Annotated in this window: 10 protein-coding genes and 1 pseudogene; 9 read left to right on the top strand and 2 right to left on the bottom strand. The window is 74.3% G+C overall.

Features of this window, described 5'->3' with window-relative positions; genetic code table 11:
* From ACFWPI_RS12020 to ACFWPI_RS11980, 9 genes and pseudogenes are all read left to right on the top strand, one after another.
* Window positions 1-788: pseudogene (locus ACFWPI_RS12020) on the top strand (DNA polymerase III subunit gamma and tau); the annotation flags it as partial.
* 121 nt (window positions 789-909) lie between these two features.
* On the top strand, window positions 910-1,248 hold the full coding sequence (locus ACFWPI_RS12015; RefSeq protein ID WP_063348649.1) for a YbaB/EbfC family nucleoid-associated protein: 339 nt from the start codon (window positions 910-912) through the stop codon (window positions 1,246-1,248).
* 181 nt (window positions 1,249-1,429) lie between these two features.
* Window positions 1,430-2,029 (top strand): recombination mediator RecR, encoded by a 600-nt coding sequence (gene recR / locus ACFWPI_RS12010; protein ID WP_063348650.1) that lies wholly within the window; start codon window positions 1,430-1,432, stop codon window positions 2,027-2,029.
* Window positions 2,022-2,771, top strand: a complete 750-nt coding sequence (locus tag ACFWPI_RS12005) for a DUF5063 domain-containing protein (RefSeq protein WP_244293422.1) — start codon at window positions 2,022-2,024, stop codon at window positions 2,769-2,771. The genes recR and ACFWPI_RS12005 overlap by 8 nt, the downstream gene beginning before the upstream one ends.
* A gap of 390 nt (window positions 2,772-3,161) precedes the next feature.
* Window positions 3,162-4,442 (top strand): aspartate kinase, encoded by a 1,281-nt coding sequence (locus ACFWPI_RS12000; protein WP_063348651.1) that lies wholly within the window; start codon window positions 3,162-3,164, stop codon window positions 4,440-4,442.
* Entirely contained in the window at window positions 4,439-5,518 is a 1,080-nt protein-coding gene (locus tag ACFWPI_RS11995) for an aspartate-semialdehyde dehydrogenase (RefSeq protein WP_380377265.1), read from the top strand. Before ACFWPI_RS12000 ends, ACFWPI_RS11995 begins: the two co-directional genes overlap by 4 nt.
* A 344-nt stretch (window positions 5,519-5,862) precedes the next feature.
* Window positions 5,863-6,408 (top strand): SigE family RNA polymerase sigma factor, encoded by a 546-nt coding sequence (locus ACFWPI_RS11990; protein ID WP_063348653.1) that lies wholly within the window; start codon window positions 5,863-5,865, stop codon window positions 6,406-6,408.
* Window positions 6,401-7,588 carry a hypothetical protein gene (locus tag ACFWPI_RS11985; protein WP_380377263.1) on the top strand — a complete coding sequence of 396 codons (1,188 nt, stop codon included), beginning with the start codon at window positions 6,401-6,403 and terminating at the stop codon, window positions 7,586-7,588. The genes ACFWPI_RS11990 and ACFWPI_RS11985 overlap by 8 nt, the downstream gene beginning before the upstream one ends.
* Window positions 7,589-7,776: 188 nt before the next feature.
* On the top strand, window positions 7,777-8,568 hold the full coding sequence (locus ACFWPI_RS11980; RefSeq protein ID WP_380377262.1) for an SURF1 family protein: 792 nt from the start codon (window positions 7,777-7,779) through the stop codon (window positions 8,566-8,568).
* A 52-nt stretch (window positions 8,569-8,620) separates the two neighbouring features.
* On the opposite strand, the gene ACFWPI_RS11975 is transcribed toward ACFWPI_RS11980, so the two are convergent.
* A complete protein-coding gene (locus ACFWPI_RS11975; RefSeq protein ID WP_380377260.1) occupies window positions 8,621-9,166 on the bottom strand; it encodes a hypothetical protein in 546 nt (181 codons plus the stop codon).
* Complete coding sequence (locus ACFWPI_RS11970) at window positions 9,163-11,121, bottom strand: S9 family peptidase (protein WP_380377258.1); 1,959 nt, start codon at window positions 11,119-11,121, stop codon at window positions 9,163-9,165. Before ACFWPI_RS11970 ends, ACFWPI_RS11975 begins: the two co-directional genes overlap by 4 nt.
* Window positions 11,122-11,282 lie beyond the last annotated feature (161 nt).

The following is an 11,282-nucleotide window of genomic DNA, read 5'->3' as shown; positions in this document are numbered from 1 at the left end:
CCCCGGCCGCGGCCCCCGCGCCGCAGCCGCCGGCCCAGGCCGCCGAGGCCGTCGAGGCCACCCCGGCCCCGGTGTCCGCCCCCGCTCCCGCTCCTGCCCCCGCGGCGCCAGCGCCCGCCCCTGCCGGGCAGCCCGCCGGGCCGGCTTCGGCCGCCGCGCAGCAGGGCGCGGCGCAGGTCCGGCAGCTGTGGCCGCAGATTCTGGAGGCGGTGAAGAACCGCCGCCGCTTCACCTGGATCCTGCTCAGCCAGAACGGCCAGGTGGCCGGGTTCGACGGCAGCGTGCTCCAGGTGTCCTTCATCAACGCGGGCGCCCGGGACAGCTTCGTCGGCAGCAACAGCGACGACGTGCTGCGCCAGGCGCTGACGGACGCGCTGGGTGTGGACTGGCGGATCGAGTGCATCGTCGACCCGTCCGGGGGCGGTTCCCTCGGCGGCGGTACGGCCGTCGGTGGCGGTGGTCTGGGCGGTGCCGCCCCGAGCGGTGGCGGTTGGGGGGCCCCGGCCCGTCCGGCGGCCGCCGCGCCGCCGGCTCCGGCTCCGGTGCCCGCGCCGGTCCGGTCGCAGCCGTCCCCGCAGGTGCAGGCCGCCCCGGCGCCCGCGCCGGTCCAGGCCCCGCCGCCGGTGGCCGCGCCGCCGGCCCGTCCGGTGCGCGCGGTGGCGCCGGAGGACGACGTCCCGGAGGAGGACGACCCGGACCTCAACGAGGAGGCGTTCTCCGGTCAGGAGCTGATCATCCGGGAGCTGGGCGCGACGGTTCTGGAGGAGATCCACCACCGCGGCAACTGAGCGACGGCCCGCCCCGGCAGCACGTAGGCTCGGCCGTGACGACGCGAGCGGGACTGCAAGCGGACGTGACCGCAGGCAGGACGGCGACGCAGGACAGCAAGCACGAAGCGAGGAGTGAGCCGTGTTCCCCGGTGGTGGCCAGCCCAACATGCAGCAGCTGCTGAAGCAGGCGCAGAAGATGCAGCAGGATCTCGCGCAGGCGCAGCAGGAGCTGGCGGAGACGAAGGTGAGCGGTTCGGCGGGCGGTGGCCTGGTCGAGGCCACGGTGACCGGTGCGGGTGAGCTGGTGGCGCTGACCATCGCCCCGGCGGCCGTCGACCCGGAGGACACCGAGACCCTGGCCGACCTGGTCCTGGCGGCCGTGCGGGACGCCAACCAGTCGGCGCAGAAGATGCAGGCCGAGCGCATGGGCCCGCTGACCCAGGGCCTGGGCGGGGGCATCCCCGGTCTGCCGTTCTGACCTGGGGGAGCCTCTGGACAGGGGTTCCGACCAGGCAGGTCTGAGGTCCTGAAGTTCTGAAGTTCAGACAACGGACCCATGTGATTTATGTGGGAGTCGGGCGTCGGGCGGTGTGTCCGACGCCCGATTCGTTGGATGATGGCACCGGAGCACCACCGACCATCCGAGGGAAGGCGCGACGTTGTACGAGGGCGTGGTTCAGGACCTGATCGACGAACTGGGCAGGCTGCCCGGCGTCGGGCCCAAGAGCGCCCAGCGGATCGCCTTCCACATCCTGCAGTCCGACCCGACCGACGTGCGCCGTCTCGCGCACGCGCTGCTGGAGGTCAAGGACAAGGTCCGCTTCTGCGCGGTCTGCGGCAACGTCGCAGAGGCCGAGCAGTGCCGGGTCTGCCTGGACCCGCGCCGCGACCTCGGCGTCATCTGCGTGGTCGAGGAGTCCAAGGACGTCGTCGCCATCGAGCGCACCCGCGAGTTCCGCGGCCGCTACCACGTGCTGGGCGGCGCGATCAGCCCCATCGAGGGCGTCGGCCCGGACGACCTGCGGATCCGCGAGCTGCTGGCGCGCCTCGCGGACGGCACGGTCACCGAGCTGATCCTGGCCACCGACCCCAACCTGGAGGGGGAGGCGACCGCCACCTATCTGGCCCGGCTCTGCAAGCCGATGGGCCTGAGGGTGACCCGGCTGGCGAGCGGCCTGCCCGTCGGCGGGGATCTGGAGTACGCGGACGAGGTCACCCTCGGTCGTGCCTTCGAAGGGAGACGACTGCTCGATGTCTGACCGGACGCTCAACCAGCAGCCCCACACGCCCCACCAGCCGTCCCACGGGCAGGCCCACCAGCCGGCCCCCGGACAGCCGCACGGGGAGCCGCAGAGCCACCCCCCGCACATCCATGCGCACGGTTCGGAGCCGGACGACTTCGCCGTGCAGATCGCCGACTCGGTGGAGAGCTTCGTGCTCGCCGTCACCGAGGTCGCCAAGGGCGACGAGCCGGGCAGCGCGGTCTCGCTGCTGCTCCTGGAGGTCTCGCAGCTGCTGCTGGCCGGTGGCCGGCTGGGCGCCATCGAGGACGTCGTCCCGGAGGACCGCTTCGAGCCCGACGCCGGGCCGGAGCCGGACGGCGAGCAGTTGCGCGAGCGGCTGGCCGAGCTGCTCGCGCCGATCGACGTCTACCACGAGGTCTTCGACCCGTACGGTCCGCCGGAGAAGCCGAACGCCTTCCGGATCTCGGACGACCTGGCCGGCGTGGTCGGCGAGCTGCAGCACGGGCTGACCCACTACCGCGAGGGCCGGGTCAGCGAGGCGCTGTGGTGGTGGCAGTTCTCGTACCTCTCCAACTGGGGCACGACCTGCACGGCGGTGCTGCGGGCGCTGCAGTCGCTGATCGCGCACGTCCGGCTGGACAGTCCGATCGGCGCGGTGCCGGACGGCGCCGACACCGACGACGACGGGCTCACCGACGAGCAGCTGGAGCAGCAGGCCGGCGACCTGATGGCGGCCGAGCTGGGCCTCGGGCGGTAGCACCGCCCTCCGGTGCCCGTGCCCTTCCGGCACGTCCGTGCGATTCCGGCACGCCTGAACGTCGCCCCGGCGCGCGCCGGTTTTCGGTGCGCCCCCGGCGGTCATCGGCTGATTGTGACGAATGCCTCAGCATTCCGCGCGGAAAAGAAATCCCGACGGATCGCCGTCCGTTGATCCGCCGATTCTTCGGGGCGGTGGCGAATTGCCCGCAGACCTGCCGGTGGTGCCGCCCGTTTCGCCGACCACCTGCTGAAACGGGCGTCTCATCATATGGAAAGCGCCGGTTGTGGCACCCCTGCTCGGTAGACTGGCGCCGACCGCACAGCCCCTTTTCCCCGGGGGTGCGGGGGCCTGGTGCCCCCGGAAGACGACACAAGTCGAGGAGCGCACGTGGGCCTTGTCGTGCAGAAGTACGGCGGCTCATCCGTTGCGGATGCCGAAGGCATCAAGCGCGTTGCCCGCCGAATCGTTGACGCCAAGAAGGCCGGCCATGAGGTCGTCGTCGTGGTGTCCGCAATGGGCGACACGACGGACGAGCTCATCGAACTCGCGGAGCAGGTGTCACCGCTTCCTGCCGGCCGTGAGTTCGACATGCTGCTGACCGCTGGAGAGCGCATCTCCATGGCGCTGCTGGCCATGGCGATCAAATCGCTGGGGCACGAGGCGCAGTCCTTCACGGGCAGCCAGGCCGGCGTCATCACCGACTCCGTCCACAACAAGGCGCGCATCATCGACGTGACGCCTGGTCGCATCCGCACTGCCCTGGACGAGGGCAACATCGCGATCGTGGCCGGCTTCCAGGGCGTGTCGCAGACCAGCAAGGACATCACCACGCTGGGCCGCGGCGGCTCGGACACCACCGCCGTCGCCCTCGCCGCCGCGCTCAAGGCCGAGGTCTGCGAGATCTACACCGACGTGGACGGCGTGTTCACCGCCGACCCGCGCGTGGTGGCGAAGGCCCGCAAGATCGACTGGATCGCGTACGAGGACATGCTGGAGCTGGCGTCGTCCGGTTCCAAGGTGCTGCTCGACCGCTGCGTGGAGTACGCCCGGCGCTACAACATCCCGATTCACGTACGCTCGTCCTTCTCGGGTCTTCCCGGGACGATCGTCAGCAACGAGAACCCGCACAAGCCCGAAGGGGGCGAGATGGAGCAGGCCATCATCTCCGGAGTCGCCCACGACACGTCCGAGGCCAAGGTCACGGTCGTCGGCGTGCCCGACAAGCCGGGCGAGGCGGCCCGGATCTTCCGCGCCATCGCGGATGCCGAGGTCAACATCGACATGGTGGTGCAGAACGTCTCCGCCGCGTCGACCGGGCTGACCGACATCTCCTTCACCCTGCCCAAGGCGGAGGGCCAGAAGGCCATCGACGCGCTCGGCCGGGTCAAGGAGGGCATCGGCTACGAGTCGCTGCGCTACGACGACGCGATCGGCAAGATCTCCCTGGTCGGCGCGGGCATGCGCTCCAACCCGGGCGTCACCGCCGCCTTCTTCGAGGCGCTGTCCGCCGCGGGCGTCAACATCGAGCTGATCTCCACCTCGGAGATCCGCATCTCGGTCGTCACCCGCGCCGAGGACGTGCCGGAGGCCGTCCGCGCCGTGCACAGCGCCTTCGGACTGGACAGCGAGACGGACGAGGCCGTCGTCTACGGAGGCACCGGGCGATGACCCGGCGGCCGAACCTCGCCGTCGTCGGCGCCACCGGCGCGGTCGGCGAGGTGCTGCTCGGCCTGCTCTCCCTGCGCCAGGACGTCTGGGGCGAGATCCGACTCGTCGCCTCCCCGCGTTCGGTCGGCCGCAAGCCGGTCGTGCGCGGGGTGCCGGTCGAGGTCGTCCCGCTGGCCGAGGAGGCCTTCGAGGGGATCGACGTCGCCGTGTTCGCCGTCCCCGACGAGGTCTCCGCCCAGTGGGCGCCGATCGCGGCCGCCAAGGGCGTCGTGGTGGTCGACGACTCCGCCGCCTTCCGTACCGCCGAGGACGTGCCGCTGGTCGTCCCCGAGGTCAACGCGGCCGCGCTGCGGCTGCGCGCCCGCGGCATCGTCGCCAGCCCCGCCAGCACCACCCTCGCGATGATCGCGGCCCTCGGCGCCCTGCACGCCGAGTACGGGCTCGTTCAACTCGTCGTCGCCTCCTACCAGGCCGCCTCCGGCGAGGGCCGGATCGGCGAGGCGGCGCTGCGCGAGCAGACCGCCCTGGTGGCCGGCACCGAGGTCGGCCGACAGGCGGGCGACCTGCGCGCGGTGATCGCCGACCACGGGCCGTTCGCCGCCCCGCTCGCGCTCAACGCGGTGCCCTGGACCGGCTCCCTGGTGGACGGCGGCTGGTCCTCCGAGGAGGTCGGCATCCGCGCCGAGGCCCGCAAGATCCTCGGCCTGCCCGGCCTCAAGGTCTCCGCGACCTGCGTCCGCATCCCGGTCGTCCGCACCCACGCGCTGGCCGTGCACGCGCTCTTCGAACGCGAGGTCACCCAGGAGCACGCGCAGCAGATCCTCCGCGACGCCCCCGGGGTCGTGCTGTACGACGACCCGGCGGCCGGCGAGTTCCCCACGCCGAACGACGTGGTCGGGACGGACCCGGTCTGGGTCGGGCGGGTGCGCCGGGCCCTCGACGAGCCGGCCGCGCTCGACCTCTTCCTCTGCGGCGACAACCTGCGCAAGGGCGCGGCGCTCAACCTGCTGCAGATCGCGGAACTGGTGGCCGGTGAGCTGACGGTGACACAGGAAGGCGCGCCGGAAGACGCGTAGGAGGAAGCACAGGGGAGGCCCGGGAAGAGGCCTGGCGGGGAGGCCCGGGAGAGACCCTGGAAGGCCTGGAGCCGCCCGCTCCCGGGCCCGTCCGGCCCCCGATCCGAGGAGGGCGTGTCCGCTCCTCGACACAATCTGTCCGGAATCCCGATGGAATCCCCTGGAGGCCTCTTCCGCCGATGCGGAAGAATGGCCCCCGGGCTGGGCAACCATGACAGGGGATCGAGTGTCCAACGGGCGTGGCGAACGTGATGGTGGGAGCAGGGGCGGGCATCCCGGCGAGATCCGTGGTGGCCTTCCCCTCGCGCGCCCCGTGGCCGGCGAGTAGGCCGGAAGACGACCAGATGACCGCGGTCGCACCCGGTGCGGCGGGCTCCGGTGCCGGTACCGACGCGGGTACCAGCGAGGACCTGCTCACCGAGACCTACCAGGCCCACTACGGCTCCCTGCTGCGGCTCGCCGCGCTGCTCCTGGACGACCTCTCGACCTGCGAGGACGTCGTCCAGGAGGCGTTCATCCGGGTGCACGCCGCCCGGCGCCGGGTCCGCGAGCCCGAGAAGACCCTGGCCTATCTGCGGCAGACCGTCGTCAACCTGTCCCGCTCGACCCTGCGCCGACGGATCCTCGGCCTGCGCCTGCTGCCCAAGCCCATGCCTGACATGGCCAGTGCAGAAGAAGGCGCTTACGATGCGCTGGAGCGCGACCAGTTGAAGGCCGCGCTGCGTGGTCTGCAACGCCGTCAGCGGGAGGTTCTGGTGCTGCGTTACTTCGTGGACATGACGGAGGCGCAGGTCGCCGAGACCCTCGGCATCTCGCTCGGATCGGTGAAGGCCTACGGTTCGCGCGGACTCGCCGCCCTGCGCACCCAGATGGAGGCCGGACATGGCTGACGGCGCCGGGCGGCGGCCCTCGGGCGGTGAGGGCGACGGGCTCTCCGCCGAGGAACGCAGCGTCCGCGACCTGATGCGCAGCGCCGTCGCCGGCATCCAGCCCGAACCCGGCGGCCTGCCGCGGATCCGGTACGCCGTACCCCGCCGCCGGGCGGCCCGGCGCGGAGCCTGGACCGGCGCCGCCGCCGTCGCCGTCGCCGTCGCCGTCGCCCTGCCCGCCCTGCACGACGGGGAGCACCTCGGCCTGTCCGGCGGCCCCGGCTCGGCCGACGCCAGCAGCCCGGCCGCCGCCGCCCCGACCGGCACCAGGACCGGCGGCGCCCCCGGCACCGGCACACCTTCGCGGCCCGGCCCCAGCGGCACCGGCGACACCGCGTCGCCCTCCGGCACCCCCACCGCCTCACCCAGCCCCGGCGCCAGCACCACCCGCGCCGACGGCACCACCGCCCCGCCCGTCCCCGCCGCCAGCACCGGCGACAGCCCGATCACCCCGCTCTGCACCCGGGCCGACCTCGGCCAGGGCGGCGCACAGGTCGGCCCGGCCGACGGCGACGGGCGGATCCACGGCTCGTTCACCGTGTACAACGTCTCCGGCCGCAGCTGCCGGCTCGGCGGCCCCGGCGCCGTCGCCGTCACGGCGGTGAGCGGCACCGACCGCAGCCGCGTGCGCACCGCCGACCACGCCGCCGGCGACCCGGCCGGCGACCTGCCCGCGATGGACGCGGAGCCCCCCGTCCTCGCCCCGCAGGCCGGCTACCGGGTGCCGTTCGCCTGGGTCCCCGACCGGACCTGCCCCACCCCCGGCGCCAGCACCGCCAGCACCGGGCCCACCAGCCAGGGCGGCGCCAACCCGGCCGTCGGCGCCTCCCAGGCCCCCGCCGCCGCCACCGGTGCCGCCCCGGCGGCCTCGGACGCCTCGGCGGCCCCCAGCACCAACCCCCAGGCCAGCTCGTCCCCCAGCGCCGGGCCCACCAACGCCCCCAGCTCCACCCCCACCCCGACCGGCAGCCCCACCACCGCGCCGGCCACCGCGACCATCGCCCACACCCCCGCCCCCGGCAGCCCTGCCGTTGCCACCGCCACCTTCGCCGTGGCCTGCGGCGGCACCCTCTACCGCGGTGGCGTCCAGGCGGTGGGCGCACCGGCGCCGCAGCCGTCGGACACGCCCCCGGCGGGCTGACGGGCTTCGCGCTCCGGCGGTGGGCGCTCCGGCGGTGGACGGTCGGGGTCGGGTGGCCGGGGTCGGACAGGCGGGGTCGGTCGGGCGGGGTCGGACGGGCGACCAGCCGGGCCGTCGTGGCCGATGGCGGACCCCTATGGCGGACCCCTGCGGCCGGGACGGGTGTGAGGAGTGGTTACCGTGGGGGTGTGTACCGGTTCCTCCTGACTCCGCGCTGGCTCGGCGGCACCGCGCTGGCCGTCGCGGCCGTGGCGGTGTGCGTCTGGCTGGGCTCCTGGCAGCTCGGCCGGTTCGAGGACCGGTTCTCGTCGCACCAGGAGACCAAGCAGACCGTCACCGCTTCGAGTGATGTGCGGCCGATCGACGACCTGCTCAACCAGGCCACCCCGCAGGTGACCACCGAGACCGTCGGCAAGCCCGTCACCGTGACCGGCAGTTACGACGCGGAGCACCAGCTCCTCGTCCCGAACCGGGTGGTCGACGGCAAACAGGGCTACTACGTGCTCACCCCGCTGCGCACCGCCGACGGCCGGTTCGCCGCCGTGGTCCGCGGCTGGGCGCCCGGCGCGCCCGCCGAGGGCGCGTCCGTGGCCGCGCCGCCGCCTCCCGGCCAGGTGACCGTCACCGGGCGGTTGCAGGCCGGTGAGTCCAGTGGCAGCAACGGCGCCGTGGCGGGCGGTCTGCCGGCCGGTCAGCTCGGCACGGTCAACCGGGCGGCGCTGCTCAACACGCTCGCGTACGACGGCTGGTACGACGGCTGGGTGGCCGCCGACGCGGTGTCGGCCGGGCTGACCCCGGTGCCGACGGTCCAGCCGCAGGGCGGCGACGGGCTCACCCTGCGGGCGTTCCAGAACCTCGGCTACACCCTGGAGTGGTTCGTCTTCGGGGGCTTCGTCATCTTCATGTGGTTCCGCCTGGTGCGCCGCGAGGGGGAGGCGGAGCAGGACCGGGCCCTCGGACTGGACCCGGTCCTGGACTGACCTCCGCGGTTCGGCGCCCCTGCTCGGCCTGCCCCCGCTCGGTCGGCCCGCCTCAGCGGGTTGGCTTGCCGGGGGCGGACGGGGCGGACGGGGCGGACGGGGCGGACGGCAGGGCCGGGACGACCGGTGCGGTCGTCGGCTTCCCGGGCGCCGTCGGGGAGGACGGCACCGGTGTCGGCGACCCGGTGAATGCCGGCTCGTCGTGGCAGCGGCCGTGGCCGCCGCTCACGTCGTCGTTCGAGTCGTAGTGGTCGATGTGGTGGTGCACGGTGCGCCCGGTCTTCGTCCCCTTGGAGCCGGAGCCCTTCGAGCCGGACGAGCCCTTCGACCCGCTGGATCCCTTGGCGAGCTGGACCGCGTCCTCGCCCGCCGCAGGCGCGTACGCCGCTCGGGCGACGGCGGCCCCCGGCCCAGCCGCGCTCGGCCCCGCCGCGCTCGCGCGGGTCGCGGTGGCGGCCGGTGCGGTTGGTGCGGCCGTGGTCGGCGTGGGGCCGGCCGGGGGCGGGCAGGCGGCCTCGGCGCCGTGCCCGCCCGAGCAGCCGGTGAGCACCAGGGCCCCGGCCACCGCCACTCCCGCGAGCGTCAGCAGACGCCTCACACCGTCTCCCCGTCGCCGGCCTCGGCCTGCGACGCCGCGGCGAGGTGCCGTCGGACGAAGTCGATCTCCAGCCGCAGCTGCTTGATCCGCTCCTCCACCACCAGCGACCCGTGCCCGGCGTCGTACCGGTAGACCTCGTGCGGCTTGCCCGACTGCTCCAGCCGCTCGACGTAGTTCTCGATCTGCCGGATCGGGCAGCGCGGGTCGTTGACCCCGGCGCTGATGTAGACCGGCACCCGCACCTGCTCGACGTAGCTGAGCGGCGAGGAGGCGGTGAAGCGCTCCGGGACCTCCTCCGGGGTGCCGCCGAAGAGGGTGCGGTCCAGCGACTTGAGCGCCTCCATCTCGTCGGCGTACGCGGTGTGGTAGTCCGCGACGGGCACGGCGGCGACGCCCAGCGTCCAGCTGTCCGGCTGGACGCCGATGCCCAGCAGGGTCAGGTAGCCGCCCCAGCTGCCGCCGGTGAGCACCAGCCGGCGCGGGTCGGCGAGGCCGCCGGCGACCGCCCACTCCCGGACGGCCGCGATGTCCTCCAGCTCGATCAGGCCGACCCGCTCGTGCAGGGCGTCGGTCCAGGCCTGGCCGTAGCCGGTGGAGCCGCGGTAGTTGACCCGGACCACCGCGAAGCCGTGGTCCAGCCAGGCGGCCGGGCCGGCGGCGAAGGAGTCGCTGTCGTGGTGGGTGGGGCCGCCGTGGATCTCGAACACGGTCGGGAAGGGGCCCTCGCCCGCCCCGGTCGGACGCTGCACCAGGGCGTGCACCCGCCCGCCGGGCCCGTCCACCCAGACGTCCTCGACCGGGACGGAGCCGGGCGGCACCGAGCCGGGCGCCCGCAGCACTACCGTCCCGGCGGTGGAGCGGACGGCGGAGGGCTCGGCGGCGGAGGACCACAGGTACTCGACGGTGCCGTCCGGACGGGCGGTGGCGCCGCCGACGGTGCCGCGCGGGGTGTCCAGCCGGGTCAGCCGACCGTCGGCGAGCGTGTACGAGAACAGTTCGCTGCGCGCCTCGTACTCGTGCTCGACGAGCAGCGTCTCGGCGCCGGGGCACCACTGCGCGGAGACGTCGCCGGGCAGCTCGCGCCCCTGCTCGTCGCGCAGCGGCAGCGCGGTCTCGGCGCCGGTGACGACGTCCCAGATCATCGGCTCCCAGCGGCCGGTGCGCTGGTGGGCCACCAGCAGCCGGGTGTCGCCGTCGACCGGGGCGAAGCCGAGGCAGGCGACGCCGCGCGGCTCGTCCCGGCCGGTCACCTCGTCGAGTTCGGCGACGGTTTCGGCGGTTTCGGCGGGCTCTACGGGCGCTACGGGCGCTACGGGCTTGCTCGTCGTGCCGCTCGTGCCGCTCGCGCCGCTCGTGCCGTCGGAGAGGCGGACGATCCGGATCGCGGAGTGCATCGCGTCGCCGTGCTCGGTGTGGTCGATGGCGAGCAGCGTGCCGTCGTAGCTGAGGTCGCCGACGCCGCCGTACTCCGCGTGCCGGTAGATCTCGACGGCCTCGGCCGCGCCGGGGCGGCGCAGGTGCAGGGTGGTGCCGTCCTCGTCGGTGGAACGTCCGACGACCACCGTGCCGTCGCGGCCGAGCGCCAGGCCGGCCGAGTAGGAGGGGGCGAGGCCGGGCACGGCCTCCTCGTCGGGGGTGCCGGCGCTGCGGTCCGCGGGCCCGCCGGCGAAGGGCTGGCGGCGCCAGACGCCGAACTCGTCGCCGTCGTGGTCGTCGAACCACCACACCCAGGCGCCGTCGGGGGACAGCTCGGCGTCGGTGGTGCCGTTCGGCCGGTCGGTGACCTGCCGGTGGGTGCCGGTGGCCCGGTCCCAGGCGTAGACCTCGTAGGTGCCGGTCGCGTTGGACACGTACAGCGCCCGGTCGGGGGCGTCCTCGGCCCAGTCGGGGAGTGACACCCGTGCTGCCCTGAACCGCTGCTCCCACGCCGGTACGGCGCTCTTCTCCTCGCTCATCCGACCATCCAACCCGATCGGGGGGACAGAACGGAACGGGCGGGGGACGGAACGGGGCGGGCGGGTGGCCGCAGCTCACCCCCCCCCCCCCCACCCCCCCCCCCCCCCCCCCCGTTCCCGGGGGCCGGGCCCCCCGGTGGGGCCCCCCGGGACCGGGCGCC

The sequence above is a fragment of the Kitasatospora sp. NPDC058492 genome (assembly GCF_042720685.1).
Lineage (GTDB): Bacteria > Actinomycetota > Actinomycetes > Streptomycetales > Streptomycetaceae > Kitasatospora.
Note: the sequence above shows the minus strand (reverse complement) of the source record. Positions and strands in the feature narration are given on the sequence as shown.